The organism is Microcoleus sp. LAD1_D3 (genome assembly GCF_036702135.1).
Lineage (GTDB): Bacteria > Cyanobacteriota > Cyanobacteriia > Cyanobacteriales > Microcoleaceae > Microcoleus.
Genome location: NZ_JAUBSB010000041.1, coordinates 19,439 through 36,505, shown reverse-complemented (window position 1 = coordinate 36,505; position 17,067 = coordinate 19,439). Strand labels below are relative to the sequence as shown.

Sequence of the window (17,067 nt, the reverse complement as noted above, 5' to 3'; positions counted from 1 at the left end):
CAGATAAAATTCTATCTGCGTTCATCTGTGTTTATCTGCTGATATCTGCGGTTCCCAATTATCCATCTAAATATTAAACATCGCGTTCGGTCCGCACCCATTTGGTTTGCCGCTTCAGGAGAAAACCCAGATACAAAGGGATTTTCCAAAGGATATAAAAAGGTACGGATAAAAGAGTTGAGCCAGAAATGTCGGCACGCCCGAATTTTGCCCAAGCGCCGACAATTGAAACTAAAATCAGCAGTCCTTGTACTGCTAAAAAGACGGCGGGAATTGGGGATGTTCCAAAGGTTGCTGCTAGTAAAGAGGCGGCAAAAGCAGCTACCCAGATAGCGACTAAAAGCGATAGGGGAGGGACGGATAAGTCGAGGGCGATCGCCAATAAGTCAAAACGTTTTTGCTCGACTGAAGCTGCTGTCAGCCGGGGAGTTTGAGTTAACAATGTCTGTATGTGACCGTGTTCCCATCTGGTTCTTTGACTTTTAGCTGCTTGCTGCTGCTGTGGCAAACACCCGGTGACTTTGGCTTCGGGGCAGAATACGGTTGGATGTCCGGCGATCGCCAAATCCAAACTCATCTGCATATCTTCAACAATATTGCTGCTGGCTAGGGAAACCGATCGAATTATCGACCAGGGAAAAGCCATGCCAGTACCTGTTAGTAATGATGGGAATCCTAACTGTTTTAATCCGCTGGGACGGACTAAATTTTTCACGAGAAATGCTAAGGCAGAAATTGAATCTTTGGGGGTAGGATTGGGTGGCTGTTCCATTAAATAAGTCGCTTGTACCGGTCTTTGTTCGGCAATTGCCACCCGGGCTAATTTCTCTACGGCGTCTGGCTGACAAATGCAGTCTGCGTCAACCATGATAACTACTTCGGGGGGGTCTGATTCGATCGACTGCAAGCCAAAATCCAGTGCGTATCCTTTGCCCTTGCGTTGTGTGTCTTGGCGCTCGATCGCACTTGCACCGCACTTACGGGCGATTTCTGCCGTGGCGTCCGTGCAGTTGTCAGCAATCACTAACAGGCGGTCTTGAGGTGTTAGCTGCGGCAATATGGTGGAGATGGTGGCGGCAATTCCTGCTGCTTCGTTGTAAGCGGGAATTAAAACTGCTACTTTGGGGCGGGGCGCTTTAGTTTCCGGTGTGGGGTCGAAGCCGGAGAAGAAAGCTGCACTGCATTCTAGAAATAGAACTGCAACGGGAATGAGAAGGATCAGGGCGATCGCCAATAGCACAACATCAATAAATAGGGATGCTAGCTGATTTATTTCCACAATTCTAGTACCTTAATTTAATTTAATTTGCTGCGGGCATTGAGTTCATTTAATCTAATTCCACCTTTGTTAACTCACGACGCCACGCTATCTAAAGTATCATTATATCATGCCCGCAAAAAATCACCATTTTCACATTTGTAGTGACGACTTAAGTCCTCCTAAAACTACTAGGACTAGCGTCATTACTACAAATTAATTTGATTGCGGTTGTGCGGTCGCAACTAATATCATATCATGTCTATTCTGACAATGTTAAGTCACTCTATTTAATTAAACCTCAAACAAGCCCAGACTGGAGAAACCAGGTTTTTAAAAGAAACCTGGTTTCTGCGTTTTCTATTTTTAATCAACTAAACACTTAGTCGATGTTTAACTCATTCATCCCCTGTGGGTTGCCAATCAGGAAGCAATCTTCCCACTCAAAACTATTTTTAAGCTACGCTGCATCCGGGATAGCAACAGGTTCAGATTTTTTGGTGGTGAACTGTGCGGGGGGTGCAAATTCTCTGAGATATCTCGACACCGATCGCAAATATCCCACTTCTGCTTGAATAGAATCCAGCGTAGAAAGACTCTCCACCAAGTCATCAAATTCATCAGCAGTAACTCCAGCACTGTGCAAGACTTCTTGGCTCAGCCGCCCGCAGATTCCTTGCAGGAGGAGTTCGATAATCTCGCTATAGTCAGCGATTTCCGTTCCGTAACCTTGCAATTTCTTCGGATTAATTCCCCACTGCAAAATCTTCAACAAGTCTTCAGGGACACTCCACGCAAAAGAGGAAGCAATCACTTCTTTTTCCGCTGCGACAAGAGCGTGCTTGATTTGCACTTCGGGGAAATCTGGATCAATGATTAAGCTTTCCAGCTTCGACACTTGTTTATCTAAGACGGGCAAAGAAAAAGGAGCTAATTCTACACTCACCATGTCACCCCTATCGTTAACACTTCTAAAAGGATCTTCCAAAACATTAATTAGGAGGTGAATGTCTGTAGGTTTTTTCCAGTCAAACTGTCCCAGGAAAAACGGTTCTTCGTATCCCGGTAAAAGTCCTTGAAAATAAATCGGCAGATTTTTGCCTGATTCAAGAATTTTATAAAGAGCTACTTCCAAGGTTTCTGTGGGCCACCCGAGATTACTTACGGCAACAAATTTCAGTTTTCCGGGAACCGACACAACCAGAGAATTCAGCAATAAATGTACGGCTTCGACCAGATTTTGAGCGGTTACGTAGCGGTGGGGAGCATGAACGTTGACAGTTTTACCTTGCTCTACTTTTTTGGACATTTGCTCGCAGAACAAGCTATTTTCCAACATATGAGTAAAGCGAACCATCCCGTAAGTGACATCTCCTTCTTGAGCTGCTTTGGCAAATTGCCATTCGGCAAACTTCTTCGAGGCGGCGTAAACTTCGGTTGTAAAATATCGAGATGTTTTGCCTGTGGAAGAGAAGATGCAGTGTTCTATGCCGTATTCTTCGCACAGTTGGATGACGTGTTTACATCCTAACAGGCTGGTTGTAACTGTTTCTCGGATTTTGATTTCAGCGAGTCCGGGTTGGCGCTGGGCTGCTAGGTGAAAAACAATTTCTGGTTTTTCTACCTCAAATATGTGTTTGAGCGCCTCGATGTTGCGAATGTCAACGGCATAGAAAGTTACTGCACCTTCTCTGGTAAAAAGCGGGAGATTTTCTTCGGGGTTTTGACATCGGGCGTTGTCGGCAGAAATGATTTTAGTTGCGCCTAATTCGAGGAGTTTTTCGATTAAGAAACTGCCGACACATCCTTCTCCGCCGGTGATGAGGATGGTTTTTCCTTGGATTTGGCTGCTGACTTTGGCCGCGTATAGGTGAATGGTGCGATCGCGCACGTCGCTAAAAGGTTCGCTTTCTAATTGTCCGTCGGCTTGATAAGCTGCGATTAGCTGTGCGGTGAGAGTTTGTAAGGCCGCGAGGATTTCAGGATCTTGCGGTTCCGGGGAACCGGGCGGAACTAGCTGCTGGATGCGATCGATGATTTCTGCTGTGCTGGCACCTTCAAACACTTCTCTTGGGTTAAATGCACTCTTCACTTTTTTTGCTCCTTTAAATTCTAGAAATACCGTTGCTGATAAGCGAGTTGTTAAACAAATTAGCGAGGGACAGAATCTTTAAAAGTCTGGTTGGTTTTAGGATTTTTTAGACAGAAAGCTACTTAATCGGAAAGACACGCCATCAGCTCTGCTTGTAGTTTTATTAAGCGCTTTTTTAACCGCCTTATTTCTGCGATCGGCAAATATCGGCAAAGTCGGAATCTTCTCTGTCCAAAATTTGTCACTACAACTATATACTTAAATTGCTCAGTGTTGGCAATACTCCGAACATATCTTTACTATTTCTTTGCAATTACCTGCGAGTTTTCACGCAATTTTAAAGTTTATGTAAAGTAAGGTCTATGTTTAAAAAACTTAACAATAAACTCGACATTGATTATATCATTTTACTATTTAATTAAAATGTATGTTTTGTTACTAAATAGAGCGGAGTTTTAAGTAAAAATACGCACCCAAACTCTAACCAAATATTTCCGTCTGCTGAAAAGCTTGTTATCTTGATGGGTGGGGTAGTCCTGCTGTGCCTACCCCTGTCTGTGCGCTGCTACTAGGCGCGAACGGTGCGTTCTTTTTTGCTACCTTCAAAGCCACGAGCGTCCCCAACATCGTAACCTCCTGTCCGCAAGCGGCGGTCTAAATCGCTGGCTTCGGGAGAAGTTTTTGCTGCTTCTTCGATCGTCACTCTGCCTTCAAGCACCAGTTTGTAAAGACCTTGGTTGATAATCTGCATTCCTTCGTAAGTATCATGTTCCATTAATCGGAAAGCTTCATCATCAGCACCTTTCATCAAGTAATCGTGCATGGCAGGTGTATTTACCAAAATATCGTGAACTGCTATCCGACGGTTGTCAACTGTTGGCAGCAAAAGTTGAGCAATTACCGCTACTAAAGAATCGCAAATTTGAATCCGCATCGCCTGTTGTTCCTCGGGCGGGTAGAGGTTCAACAACCGATTAATAGCGTTAATGGCGCTGCGAGTGTGGAGAGTTCCCAATACTAAGTGACCTGTTTGAGCTGCTTGCAACGCTGTATTGATGGTAACGCGATCGCGCATTTCCCCGATGAGAATTACATCTGGATCTTCCCGCAAAACTGCCCGCAAAGCCTGCTGAAACTCATGAGTATGCAAGCCGACTTCCCGCTGGCTGACCAAGCATTTTTTGGAGGGGTGAATGAATTCGATCGGGTCTTCAATTGTAACTACGTGCTTTTGCTCCATCTGATTCAGGTGGTCGATCATCGCAGCTACGGTTGTCGATTTCCCCGAACCGGTAGGCCCAGTAACCAATATTAATCCCTGCGATCGCAAAATGATATTTTTGAAAACTTCTGGCAACCTCAAGGAATCGATAGTAGGTATTTCCAAACTGATCAACCGCAATACTACGGCACCGCCGCTGAGGGAATCAAAACAGTTGAGGCGACACCGCACGAAGCCAGGGTAAAAAATTGCTGAATCTAATTCCTTGGTAGTTGCAAACTGTTTTCGCTGTTCGGGGGTGAGAATTTCGGCTAGGTAATGTTCAAAAATTTCTGGCGTTACTTTAGGGTGGGTGGTCGCTACTTGCATCACACCGCGAATCCGAAATCGAGGTACTTGGCCGACTCGAATGTGAATGTCGGAAGCCGAGGCACTATGGGCATCTCTGACCATTTGTTCGATCGTACTGACGGGTGTCTCAACAGGCCGCTGCTGCTGCTGCTGCTGCTGCTGCTGCTGCTGGGCTGCGGGGGGCGCACTCGGCGCGGGTGGAGGCGGCGCGGGAGTTGCAGCCAAAGGCGGGGGCGGGGGCGGTGTTCGGCGGGCTTGAGCCTCTGGTCGAAGGGGTGTAGGATTGTTTAATGGGTTCATTTTTTTGTCTCCAGTCAGTCTATTTTAGATTTTAGATTTTAGATTTTAGATTTACTCCACAGATTAATCTGGGAGCAAGAACTAGAGTCTAAAATTTGGGGATCGACCCTGACTGAGTGTCGGGGGCTTGTATCCGTTTTTGGGCGGGGTCAATGTAGATTTATTGCGAAAAAATGCCCGATTTCTAATCTAATCGCTCGCAGCTAATTCGGTGTTAAATGCTGAGAATATTTTAGAATTAGGCTTGATGGGGCGATCGAGTAATTAACAATTTAAACTCCTATGAACATCGGTCACAAAATTGCTGACTGGCTCGAAAATCGAGCTGTCACCCCCGCCTACGCGGGTTGGCTGCTCTTGGGGATGACGGTTTTCTTTTTTGGGTCTGCGACCAATACAATGTCTGGGTGGCTATATGTGCTTAGCGGTGGGGGTTTGGCGCTGTTGGGAGTAGCGGCAGTTTTGCCGGGAAAATCCCTCCGTTCCTTGGAAGTCCGTCGCCGCCCCATCGAACCGGTGAGTGCGGGCGATCAAATCACCGTCGAACTAGAAATCGAAAATCGCGCCCGCCAACCTAAGACTCTGTTACAAGTCGTAGACATCTTGCCGTTTGTATTGGGAGAACCCGTCGCCCGCCCCATCGAAGTCATAGACCCTAACAGTATATACAGGGATACATACTATCTAGAAGTCCGGCAGCGCGGGGTCTATCGTTGGCAAGAGGTAAACTTGAGGACGGCGGCACCTTTAGGGTTGTTTTGGTGCCGACGCAGTCGCCCAGTCAAAGCGGTGGCGGTTGTCTATCCACAAGTTTTGCCCTTGAGCACTTGCCCTTTGATCGATCGCATCGGTCAAGAAGACAGCCCGCAATTTTACAATCGTAGTCGATCGCAAACTGCTACCGAAGGCCTCACCCGCAACCTGAGACCTTACCGCCACGGAGACCCCACCCGCCTAATTCACTGGCGCACCAGCGCCCGCTACGGAGAACTGCGGGTGAGAGAGTTAGAAGTTGCAGCCGGCGGTCAAGAAATTATTATTGCTCTCGACAGCGCTGCGGGGTGGCAGTCAGAAGAATTTGAACGAGCCGTGACTGTAGCGGCGTCTCTTTACTTCTATGCTAGCAAGCGCCTGTTAAACGTCAAACTTTGGACTGCCCGGACTGGACTCGTATCGGGGAACCGGGTAGTTTTGGAAACTTTAGCGGCGGTTAATGCTGCGGAAGATGCGGTTGAGAATCTGCCGAAATTGCCGATAATTTGGCTGACTCAAAATTCTGCAAGTTTAAGCACTCTTTCCCCCGGCAGCCGCTGGGTACTCTGGCCGTTGGCAACTGCTGAAACTGGCGAAAAAATGTTAGTAAAACATGAGTTACCCGGTTTAGAAATTCGCTCCGACCGACCCTTAGAACTTCAGTTACAAGATACTCTGGAAAGAGCGATTAGTTATTAAGATAGTCCACGCCCGATCCTCTGGAAAGAGCCATTAGTTATTAAGATTAACTTCATGAGTTTTTAGGTATCAGAAACTTTTTCCCTTTTTAATCACATATTTTGGGCGACTTAAGAGTACCCACCACAATATTTTAATTCGAGAGAGATAGTTTAATTTAAATGGCGATCGAGCCGATCGAACTCTTTGCCTGACCATAAAATCTCAATCCCTATCACTCTCTAGTGTCGGGGATAATTTCGACTACATACTCCGGTACATATTCGGGTCGATTTTCGGACCGATTCGGGGGCAAATTCTGGGGCAAATTCTCCGGTGGATGCTCCAGCCTGACTCGCCGGATCGGGAGATTTGCAATCAGTGCTGTTGCCCGCTGGTCGCTCTCCAGCGAGAACTCAGATCCGGTGGTATCGATTTCCACGTAGCGAGATACCACCTCTAGAATTTCTCGGCGCATCGACTCAACCATTTCTGGGCTGAGTTCTGAGCGATCGTGGGCTAGAACCAGTTTGAGGCGCCGTTTTACCTCGTCGCGGCTGTTGTCAGGGGTGCGCGGGAAAAGTCGTTCGAGAAGTGTATGTATCATGGGTCGGGCTGGTTTGTCAAGGGTTAGGCATAGAAAAGGTCATACCATTTTCGATTTTCGATTGTCGATTTTCGATTGGGGAATCAGTGATTCCCGTCAGGTTGGGAGCTGGGCGACACTTTCATTCTTTTTGGGAACTGGTGTAACTGGGGGAAATTTTGGGCTAGTTTTTGTGATGCGGTCGCTGCTGTTAAAGATCGATCGCCAATAAGCACATCACATAATTTTAGTGTTTAAGAACTTGCGGAGGCGAGTGAAGAAGTTTTCCCGACGGGGATTGAGATCTAGAAATTCAACTTTTTCGCCTTCTAAGCGGCGGGCAATATTGTCGAAGGCAGTTCCAGCTAAAGAGGCCGTTTCCGACAATACTAATGGTTCCCCTCGGTTGGTGGAAACGATGACGCGCTCGTCGTCGGGAACGACGCCTAACAGCGGAATGGCGAGGATTTCCCGCACGTCTTGTACCGACATCATATCATTTGCCAGCACCATTGCGGGCCTGATCCGGTTGACGATGAGGTTGATTTTCTTGACGTTGTTGGCTTCCAGCAGGCCGATGACTCGATCGGCATCGCGGACAGCAGCGATTTCGGGAGTGGTGACAATGATGCCTTCTTGGGCCGGGGCGATCGCATTTTGAAAACCTTGTTCAATTCCAGCAGGAGAGTCGATCAAAATATAGTCGTATTTTGCTCCCAACATCCCCACAAGCTGCTTCATTTGCTCGGCGCTGATGGCATCTTTCATCCGAGTTTGGGCAGCCGGCAACAGCACCAAGCGCGGCTGCCGCTTATCTTTCACCAAAGCTTGCTCTAATCGGCACTCTCCTGCGAGAACTTCTAATGCCGTATAAACAATGCGATTTTCTAAGCCCAGCAGCAAGTCTAAATTTCTGAGACCGAAATCGGCATCAATTACGGCAACGTTGCGCCCCCGCTTAGCTAAAGCCATGCCGAGATTGGCTGTGGAGGTGGTTTTTCCTACCCCGCCTTTCCCTGATGTAACAACAATAATGCGAGCCATAAGCGATTTTAGATTTATTGGGAATTGGTGATTGGTAATTGGTAATGGCTAAGTGATAATTGGTCTTATTGTTAATTGATAATTGGCAATTTTTCTTTGGTAATTAGGCAGCCATCGGTTATTCAGGGAATTACAGCAGATGCCACGTTTATGAAGGACGCCACGCGATCGTTCTATCCCCGCCGTAGGGACACGGCGAAAGCCTTTGCCCCTACTTCATAAACTCACAACTCTCCTTGTTCTACTAATTCTTTTTAATCGTGCCCTTAATTTTTAAAGCGTCCTTTAGTGACTGATTTAGCCCCGGCAAAAATTATCAAGTGCAGGATTAAAGAGAAAGAGTATTACCAATTACCAATTATCACTGACCAATTACCAATTATCACTGACCAATTATCGATTACTCATTACCCCCGACTAACTGCGATTTGTCAAAATCAGAGGCTCTACCGATCCGAATCCCTTGGGGCGTCACATAGGCGACTTCCGGGAAAAACTGAGCGGGTGAGGTTTCTGGGCCTCTGGCAACATACTTAGCAATCCTAATCACCATCGGTTCCATCTGCAAGGTCATAATCACACTTTTGGTATTACCACCGGCACCGGCGTGCACGACGCCCCGCAAACGGCCCCAAACTAGGATATCCCCTCCGGCGATGACTGAGCCGCCGGGATTTACGTCTCCCAAAAGTACGACGGTGCCTGGATGACGAATTTCTACGCCCGATCGCACTGTCATCTGCAAATATAAAGGTTCCGCCAGCGATTGCGGTTTTTCGGCAGTGGCTTTATTCAGGGAAGAAACCGGAGGCTGCTGTTCTACACAATAGCCTGCCGTAGCTGCGGCAACGGCTGTTTGGCGGCGGTTGGTGTGGACTCGTTTGAGTTGCAGTTCCACTTCGGAGAGGGCATCAGCGATTTCTTGCAGTTGGCGGATATCTAAAAGTCGATCGTTCCCCATCAATTGTACTTCTGCGTTTGGCTGCCAAAAGCGTTCTCCCGCATTCAGCCTGACTTTTAGCTGCTGCCAAAGTTCAGTCCAAGTCGAGGCGGAGGCTGTTGCAGGTTCGTTATTAGTTTCTGGGGGGAGTAGCAACAGTAGCTGTCCATCTTCTGTCTTGAGTCGGACTTGCAACTCTAAGCTGACTTCGGGTGTGGATTGAGGGGCGGCAGCAGCGGCTGCGGCGGAGGCATCGGGTGTCATGGGACAGTTTGATATCGGGTAGGGACAGGTTAACATCAATATTAGCCTGAGTCGTCTTTTGGCTCAGCATTTGGGGAGAAAGTCTTGTTTTTTTATTTTTAACGGCAGCCAGGGCAATTCTATTTCGTTTGTGAACAAGATTTTGTTTTAATGAACCGCAGAGGGCACAGAGAAAGAGAATTAAGAGATCACAAGAGAGAATGAGAGAAGTTCACCAATTTGGTATCGGTTGTTGGACGAGATTGTGTTTTAATGAACCGCAGAGGGCGCAGAGAACACAGAGAAAGAGAATTAAGAGAAGAGAGAAAGAGAGAATTTGACAAGTTTGGCATCGATTGTTATACAGGCAGGTAAGATGCACAGAGAAATGGTTTTGAATTCACTAGCGCTTACTAATTATTAATTTTCAATTACGTTATGCAGCAAATAGAACGTTATCGCGGCAGTCTTCTCGGTTTAGCAGTGGGCGATGCTCTTGGAACAACTTTAGAGTTCCATCGCCCTGGAACGTTTGCGCCTATTAACGATATGGTGGGCGGTGGCCCGTTTCGACTGCAACCGGGTGAGTGGACGGACGATACTTCTATGGCACTTTGTTTGGCTGAAAGTTTGATTGAGAAACAAGGTTTCGATCCTGTCCATCAGTTAGAAACTTATGTGCGGTGGTGGCGAGAGGGACATTTGAGCAGCACTGGTGAATGTTTTGATATTGGCAATACGGTTCAACAAGCACTTTGGAAGTTTGAAGATACAAACAAACCTTACTGCGGTTCTACGGATGCTTGGGCTGCTGGAAACGGTTCGATTATGCGCTTGGCTCCCGTGCCTTTGTTTTATGCTACAAATCCTTTAGAAGTAATAGAAAAATCTGGAGAAAGTTCTCGAACTACTCATGGTGCTGCTACTTGTGTGGATGCTTGCCGCTATTTTGGTGCTTTAATTGCGGGGGCGGTGAATGGAGTTGCTAAAGATGTGTTGCTTTCGGAAAGATATTGTCCGATTTCTGGATATTGGGCAGAAAATCCCCTGGTAGCAGAGATTGATGAGATTGCGGCGGGTTCATTTAAATTGCGACAACCTCCTGAAATTAAAGGTACTGGTTATGTTGTCAAGTCTTTGGAGGCGGCACTTTGGGCGTTTTACAACAGTTCTTCTTTTGCTGAAGGCTGTTTGTTGGCTGTAAATTTGGGCGACGATGCGGATACCACTGGTGCGGTTTACGGACAGTTGGCTGGGGCTTTTTACGGAGAATGTGGTATACCGGAAAAATGGCGATCGCAATTGGCGTATCTCCCTGTAATTGCATCTTTCGCCGATCGACTCTGGACTTTATCTCGATCGAGCTGAATATTTACCACAGTTTGCCACTGCATGACAACAGAGTAATCGGTCATCGGTAATTGTCAACCACTAAAGTGCGACTAATGATTACTGACTAATAACTGCAAAACTTCTTGACTTTTGCAACAAGTTGTGTTTAGCGGATTTACTCCGCATACCTCTAAAAAAAAAGATTTATTTACAAATCTTAATGTTTGATTAAATTTAGTATTATAATCTTGGTAACTTCCAACTAAGTATTTATTCTCACTATCATGATAGCGGATCAATTTCCTTGGCTGACCGCAATTGTCATCCTACCCCTCCTCGCTTCCATCGCCATCCCTTTTCTGCCCGATACAGACGGCAAAACCGTGCGCTGGTATGCGCTAGGCGTAGGTATTGCAGATTTTGTATTAATGTGCTGGGTGTTTTGGACTCATTACGATCCGAGTATCTCTAGTTTCCAAATCGTAGAGCAGTATTCGTGGATACCTTCTTTAGGCCTCAACTGGTCTGTTTCCGTTGACGGACTGTCAGTTCCATTGGTACTGTTGGCGGGATTGGTGACGACTCTATCTATTTTTGCTGCATGGGAAGTCGATCGCAAGCCACGACTCTTCTACTTCCTGATGCTGGTGATGTACTCCGCACAAATAGGAGTGTTCGTTGCCCAAGACATCATGCTGCTGTTCATTGTCTGGGAACTAGAACTCATTCCGGTGTACCTGCTAATCTCGATTTGGGGCGGACAAAACCGCCGCTACGCAGCTACCAAATTCTTGATTTACACCGCAGGCGCTTCCATCTTTATTTTGATAGCTGCCTTAGCAATGGCATTCTACGGCGGAGGCACCCCCACCTTCGACATGGTAGAACTAGGCTTGAAGGACTACCCACTCGGTTTAGAATTACTGCTTTATGCGGGATTGTTCATTGCTTTCGGCGTGAAACTGGCGATTTTCCCCTTCCACACTTGGCTACCTGACGCCCACGGCGAAGCATCTTCTCCCGTGTCGATGATTCTGGCAGGTGTGTTGCTGAAAATGGGCGGATACGGACTGATTCGCCTGAATTTGGAACTTCTTCCCAAAGCACACGTTTACTTTGCACCGATTATGGCGGTGCTCGGCGTGGTCAATATTATCTACGGCGCGCTGAATTCCTTCGGCCAATCGAACATGAAGCGTCGCTTAGCCAATTCGTCGATTTCTCACATGGGATTCGTGTTGTTGGGTATTGCTTCCTTCACGGATTTGGGAATCAACGGGGCGCTGTTGCAAATGATTTCCCACGGTTTAATCGCCTCAGTATTGTTTTTCCTGGCTGGCGTTACTTACGATCGCACCCATACAATGATCATGGATGAAATGGGCGAGATTGGCAAAGTCATGCCGAAAGTGTTTGCCTTGTTTACCGTAGGCGCGATGGCATCTTTGGCACTCCCGGGAATGAGCGGTTTTGCTAGCGAACTTTCGGTATTTGTCGGTGTAGCAACTAGCGATATCTACAGCGATTCTTTCCGCGCAGCGATTGTGTTCCTGTCGGCGGTTGGAGTGATTTTGACACCGATTTATTTGCTCTCGATGCTGCGACAGTTATTTTACAACTGTGGGACACTAGCGGCTTGCGACCTTGAGGATCTGAATTTGCAGAACCAGAGAAACAATCTGGATGCAGCGGTTTGTTTCGGTAATAGTTGCGTTTTGCCTGGTGATGCAGAGTTTATTGATGCTAAACCTCGCGAATTGGCGATCGCATTTTGCTTTTTGATACCGATTGTCGGCATTGGTTTCTATCCTAAGATGGCGATGCAAGTCTACGATGCCAAGACTGTCGCAGTCACCGCAGAAGTCCGCCAATCTTACATCCAAATTGCTCAAGAAAATCCTCGGATTTATGCGAATCAACTTTTGCTTCCCAAAATTGCACAAGCTCAAAAATCGCCTGCTTTGGGCAAAATTACAAGGTCTGAATCTGCATCGGTTTTGGGCATTGTCAAATAATTTTATCGAATTCTGTTTTTGTTAAAAATTGGGCGATCGCTTTTGGCAAAGGGCGATCGCTTTTTTCTTATCGCTGAATTTCTGAAATAATTTGCGCCAGATTCTCCCTAGCATATCCCACCTCAAGAATCGATTTATCCTCCAGGTCAGAGGCAACTTTCTTCAAGATATTTAGCGGTTCTTCAGAGCCTATCGTCTTCATAAACAACACTTGCAACCGATTTTTTACTAATGCTAAAATATAGCTACTTGGTTCGCCTTTATCCCCTTTCCGTTTAGCAATATTGATGCTCAATTTGTGAGTTTTCAACAGCCCCATTCTTTCTATTCCTTGCGTCTTAACCGTCTCCAAAACCTCCGCTCGAATTTGCTCCCCTAATCTGTCGCTCACATATTGCACGATCAAAGGCTGAAGCATAAAAACAGTTTCCCCGCCCTTACTAATTTTTTCAATCAGCGAGCGACGACCCAGAGAATCGAGATTTTTCAGCAAATCCGAAAGCGATAAATTGACCAAGATATGCTCTCGCAAACTCCCCAGGGAAATCGGACTTTGAGCAATAGCAATCCAGTAGGCAATCTCTTGTTCAGAGCTCGACATTCGCTCGAACTGCTGCGCCAGCAAATTGCTGATATGTTCTTCAATAAATAACGCCGTTGCTTCCAAAAGCTTTAAAACATTTCCCTCGAAAAACTCGTTAATTGTGGTCGCTACAATCTTTAATGCTAACAGATTGCCTCCGTAGCGGGATAACAAGATTTCCAACTCTTGATCTTGAGCCGACAAACCTTTTTCTTGGAAAATTTCCCGCGCTATTTCCTCGGAAATAGCAGGTTTTAAAGACCGCACTTTTTCTCCCGCCAGCAAAGCCAGTTCCGTAGGTTCTTCCGAACTAACTAGCAGTAAACAGCTATTGTGATTGACCTCTGACAGCCGCACAATTAAATCTCGATATCCTTCGCAGCCTTCGCGGTAGTGTCCCGCTAATTCTTCTGGTCTGAGAACCGCTTCAAAATCGTCTAAAATTACCAGACAGCGGTGTTTCCGCAGACACTCGACCAATCGCGAAATTTGGCTGTTGAGGTCGATCTGTACATCGGGTTGTTGTTGGTTATAAAAAAGTTGAATTAAGCTTCCTAGGAAGTCGGATGGTGCTGGTGTCGATCGCAGCGATCGCCAAATCACAAAATCAAACTCATTCTGTACCTGTTTTGCCAACTGCACCGACAGAGTTGTTTTGCCGCTACCAGCCAAACCCAGCAGCGCTACCAGGCGACAATTATCTGATACAGTCCACTGCTTTAAAGTAGTTAATTCTTCAGTCCGTCCGTAAAAAACCGAAACATCCGGTGCTTGACCCCAATCTTCCTGTCGGTGTCCGTTAGCGAAGCCCTCGGAGAGGAGCGCCATCTTCAATAGAGAGCCTTTACGTCGACTAAAATCGCTCGTTCCCTGATCCGTGTGGTATGAGAACAGCAACTGATGCCTCAATTCCGAAAGCTTTCCAGGGCCGTTCCCCCCGATCTGAAACTTTTTGTAAACTTCGCCGAGTCTTTTGCGAACGGCGATGTCGCTAATGCCAAGCTTTGTGGCGATCTTCGCCGTAGATTGACCATCGAGAGCCATAAACACAGTTTCTAACTCGGCATCTGTGACACCGCGCTGTTTGGCGATCGTTTGCACAAAGTTTTGAGGAATCGGAGTAGTCAAGGTAGGAATCTCGCCTATACTAAAAAAATCTATCTTCTATTATATTCTGTGAGTTCTCGCGGGCGAGCAATTGAATCGAATCTGCAAACGTTCAGCTTGCTTTTTGCTGTTTAGGCAGTTTTAGATATTTATACCCCTTTATCGATTGTGATATCAGTTTAAACAAAGAATGCAACTGTAGGCCCGCGATCCAAACCCATACAGAATCAGTCATTACCAATTTTTCAATTCTTTAATTCTTTAATTTAAAAGGGTATGAGGAACCGGGAATGGATCGGCATTGATTGTTGCTATGTCCCTACCGGTAGAACCTATTGTAGGATGGGTGGAGGCACGGCGATTAATTTATAGCACCAAACCATAAATCTCCAACCGCGCCACCACTCACCCCCAACCAACAACCCGGTAAATTCACCATTCCTGAAAGCAGCGCTGTATCAGGATCAGCCAAAAACCTTCGCACTAGCGCGGTATTCTTCCGTCGAAACCAGCCGCCAACTCCCATCGCCCAAAAGTTCCAAAACCTGCTGGTGATATTGCAACAAACTCATTCTGTGGCCGACACTGACAAACGTAGTTTTAGTGGCTTGCAATTGCTCGTATAAATGTTGCTCGTTCTTCAAATCCAAAGCACTTGTCGCCTCATCCAAAATAGCGTATCTCGGTTCCGTCAATAACAATCTAGCAAAAGCTAAACGTTGCTGTTCTCCCAGCGACAAAATCTCACCCCAATCTAAATCCGCATCAAAACCGCCCAATCTGTCGGGCAAATCTGCTAAATTTACTGATGCCAAAACGAGGTGCAATTTTTCCTCATCAACTGCGCTGCTGGTATTGGGATACAAAAGTTGCGATCGCAAACTACCCAAAATCATATAAGGACGCTGCGGCAAAAACAACATTTCTCCGAGTTCCGGCCGCGCCAAACGGCCGGTTCCCGAGTCCCACAAACCCGCAATTGCCCGCAGCAAAGAACTCTTCCCAGCACCGCTTTGACCGACAATTAACAGTCCTTCCCCTGGCGACACCGCTACCGACAAATCCCTAATCAAAGTCTTTTGCTGCTTCGGAGTATATAAAGTAACGTGTTCCAATGTCAACTGCGAATTTATAACTGTATCGATTCTTCGGATTTCGTCGAAATTAATAGCATTTTTTTCATTTTTTAAAGACTCATTAAACGTAGCTAGACGATTAATACCCGCCGCAAAAGCACTCAAGTCTTCAATATTATATACAACCAAAGAAAATGCCTCTAAAACCTGACGAAAAGCAAATTCAGCTTGAGTAATATCGCCGTATCTTATCTCACCTGTAAAGTAGATAGAAGCCAGAAACAAAGAGGGAATAATATAAGTTGCATATTTATAAGTGCGTGTAAAATATTCCAGATTCCGCTGCCAGCCAATTAGCAAATTAAAGTTCCGAACTGCTTCTAAAAATCGGTGTTTCACCTGAACAGATTCCTGTGCTTCTCCCCGGTAAAAGGCAATTGATTCTGCATTGTCCCTAATGTGAACCAATCCATAGCGAAAGTCAGCTTCTTTGCGAAGCTGATTGAAATTCAAAACAATCAACCTTTTGCCAAAAATTACCATTACTGCCGTGCCAAAGACAGCATAAATAATTAGACCTATCGAAAGGCCTTCAGAAATAGACCAGAGAATCCACGTAAACGAAATAACATCAATAACTGCTCCCAACATCAGCAGCAAAAAATATAAACTTGTGCTAGTAAACGAGTTAATGTCTTCAGAAATTCGCTGGTCGGGATTGTCAATTTCTTTCTGAGAATTTACTTCGTAATAAGCGCGGTTTTGAAAATATCTATCCAGGAAACTATCAGTCATCCACTCTCGCCAATACAGTCCTAGTTTATCTTGGGTATAGCGGTAAATCACCACTATCGGAGTACCGATTATGAAAACTCCAGCATAGACCCACATAAACCGCCAAAAAGTGGTTTGATCTTTTTCAGCAAGTGATGTCGTAAAAAAGTTACCAATGTAGCTAATTACTACGTTAATTCCGCTAACTGACAGCGACAAAAATAGCAGCAGAGCTAACATTATCCACTGCTTCCAGCGCGGTATCAACTTGCTTCGGAAAAAGACAAAAGCAGCCAGCGGGAGGATTAGCATTAAACCAACGATCGCAATTGTCGGTGAGTAGATAATCCCTTTAATCAAAGTAGCTAAGCCAGCGGCAACCCCGTTAAAAGCGTCTGGAAAAAAGAGTTGAGCACCCAAACTGACAACACTGACAGCCACAAACATCGCAGCGAAGAGAAATATCAACAACAGCGCCACTAATCCTAAAAATATTCTGCCGCCCCCAGGCTCTAAAGGATAAAAGTAAGGCTGAGCGATCGCAATAAATCTCTGCCACAACTGACGGTCAAATCGATTCATCTTTGCTGTTCACAAAACTACTTTGACTGTTCTAACATATCAAGTGTTGTGACAAACTGCAGCAGTAATTTATTTCGGAGTTTCGCGAAAAAATTTGTCTCACCCACAGACGGAAACAGGTTTTCCGACTT

At 46.0% G+C, this 17,067-nt stretch carries 11 protein-coding genes; 3 read left to right on the top strand and 8 right to left on the bottom strand.

Translation table 11 applies throughout. From position 1 onward, the window contains the following. Positions 1-73: 73 nt before the first annotated feature. The 3 genes from QUA74_RS20825 to QUA74_RS20815 form a co-directional block, all read right to left on the bottom strand. Positions 74-1,279: a glycosyltransferase family 2 protein gene (locus tag QUA74_RS20825; protein ID WP_333333071.1), complete on the bottom strand. Its 1,206-nt coding sequence runs from the start codon at positions 1,277-1,279 to the stop codon at positions 74-76. 439 nt (positions 1,280-1,718) lie between these two features. Continuing rightward, positions 1,719-3,350: a polysaccharide biosynthesis protein gene (locus QUA74_RS20820; RefSeq protein ID WP_333333069.1), complete on the bottom strand. Its 1,632-nt coding sequence runs from the start codon at positions 3,348-3,350 to the stop codon at positions 1,719-1,721. A 568-nt stretch (positions 3,351-3,918) separates the two neighbouring features. Continuing rightward, on the bottom strand, positions 3,919-5,223 hold the full coding sequence (locus QUA74_RS20815; RefSeq protein ID WP_333333067.1) for a PilT/PilU family type 4a pilus ATPase: 1,305 nt from the start codon (positions 5,221-5,223) through the stop codon (positions 3,919-3,921). Between the two features lie 282 nt (positions 5,224-5,505). Here QUA74_RS20815 and QUA74_RS20810 point away from each other — a divergent pair, with 282 nt between their 5' ends. Further along, the gene (locus QUA74_RS20810) at positions 5,506-6,675 is read left to right on the top strand and encodes a DUF58 domain-containing protein (RefSeq protein ID WP_333333065.1); all 1,170 of its coding nucleotides are present in this window, start codon (positions 5,506-5,508) and stop codon (positions 6,673-6,675) included. Between the two features lie 214 nt (positions 6,676-6,889). Here QUA74_RS20810 and minE read toward each other — a convergent pair whose 3' ends face one another. The 3 genes from minE to minC all read right to left on the bottom strand — a co-directional run bounded on the left by minE (position 6,890) and on the right by minC (position 9,488). Next, positions 6,890-7,261 carry a cell division topological specificity factor MinE gene (gene minE / locus QUA74_RS20805; RefSeq protein ID WP_333333063.1) on the bottom strand — a complete coding sequence of 124 codons (372 nt, stop codon included), beginning with the start codon at positions 7,259-7,261 and terminating at the stop codon, positions 6,890-6,892. A gap of 216 nt (positions 7,262-7,477) precedes the next feature. Then, positions 7,478-8,284, bottom strand: coding sequence for a septum site-determining protein MinD (minD, locus tag QUA74_RS20800; protein ID WP_172190817.1), 807 nt, complete (start codon positions 8,282-8,284; stop codon positions 7,478-7,480). A 400-nt stretch (positions 8,285-8,684) separates the two neighbouring features. Next, positions 8,685-9,488 carry a septum site-determining protein MinC gene (gene minC, locus QUA74_RS20795; RefSeq protein WP_333333061.1) on the bottom strand — a complete coding sequence of 268 codons (804 nt, stop codon included), beginning with the start codon at positions 9,486-9,488 and terminating at the stop codon, positions 8,685-8,687. 417 nt (positions 9,489-9,905) lie between these two features. Between minC and QUA74_RS20790 the strand changes: the two genes are divergently transcribed. After that, complete coding sequence (locus QUA74_RS20790) at positions 9,906-10,835, top strand: ADP-ribosylglycohydrolase family protein (protein WP_333333059.1); 930 nt, start codon at positions 9,906-9,908, stop codon at positions 10,833-10,835. Positions 10,836-11,083: 248 nt separating this feature from the next. After that, positions 11,084-12,814, top strand: coding sequence for an NAD(P)H-quinone oxidoreductase subunit 4 (locus tag QUA74_RS20785; protein ID WP_333333057.1), 1,731 nt, complete (start codon positions 11,084-11,086; stop codon positions 12,812-12,814). A gap of 67 nt (positions 12,815-12,881) precedes the next feature. Here the strand turns inward: QUA74_RS20785 and QUA74_RS20780 are convergent, their stop codons facing one another. Then, positions 12,882-14,525 (bottom strand): NB-ARC domain-containing protein, encoded by a 1,644-nt coding sequence (locus tag QUA74_RS20780; protein WP_333333055.1) that lies wholly within the window; start codon positions 14,523-14,525, stop codon positions 12,882-12,884. Between the two features lie 443 nt (positions 14,526-14,968). Continuing rightward, complete coding sequence (locus QUA74_RS20775) at positions 14,969-16,936, bottom strand: ABC transporter ATP-binding protein/permease (protein WP_333333053.1); 1,968 nt, start codon at positions 16,934-16,936, stop codon at positions 14,969-14,971. Positions 16,937-17,067: the final 131 nt, after the last annotated feature.

What these genes read in the sequence shown, in the direction of transcription:
- QUA74_RS20775 (WP_333333053.1), bottom strand. Translation starts at nt 16,936, where the DNA reads ATGAATCGATTTGACCGTCAGTTGTGGCAGAGATTTATTGCGATCGCT.
- minC (WP_333333061.1), bottom strand. Translation starts at nt 9,488, where the DNA reads ATGACACCCGATGCCTCCGCCGCAGCCGCTGCTGCCGCCCCTCAATCC.
- minE (WP_333333063.1), bottom strand. Translation starts at nt 7,261, where the DNA reads ATGATACATACACTTCTCGAACGACTTTTCCCGCGCACCCCTGACAAC.
- minD (WP_172190817.1), bottom strand. Translation starts at nt 8,284, where the DNA reads ATGGCTCGCATTATTGTTGTTACATCAGGGAAAGGCGGGGTAGGAAAA.
- QUA74_RS20785 (WP_333333057.1), top strand. Translation starts at nt 11,084, where the DNA reads ATGATAGCGGATCAATTTCCTTGGCTGACCGCAATTGTCATCCTACCC.
- QUA74_RS20810 (WP_333333065.1), top strand. Translation starts at nt 5,506, where the DNA reads ATGAACATCGGTCACAAAATTGCTGACTGGCTCGAAAATCGAGCTGTC.
- QUA74_RS20815 (WP_333333067.1), bottom strand. Translation starts at nt 5,223, where the DNA reads ATGAACCCATTAAACAATCCTACACCCCTTCGACCAGAGGCTCAAGCC.
- QUA74_RS20790 (WP_333333059.1), top strand. Translation starts at nt 9,906, where the DNA reads ATGCAGCAAATAGAACGTTATCGCGGCAGTCTTCTCGGTTTAGCAGTG.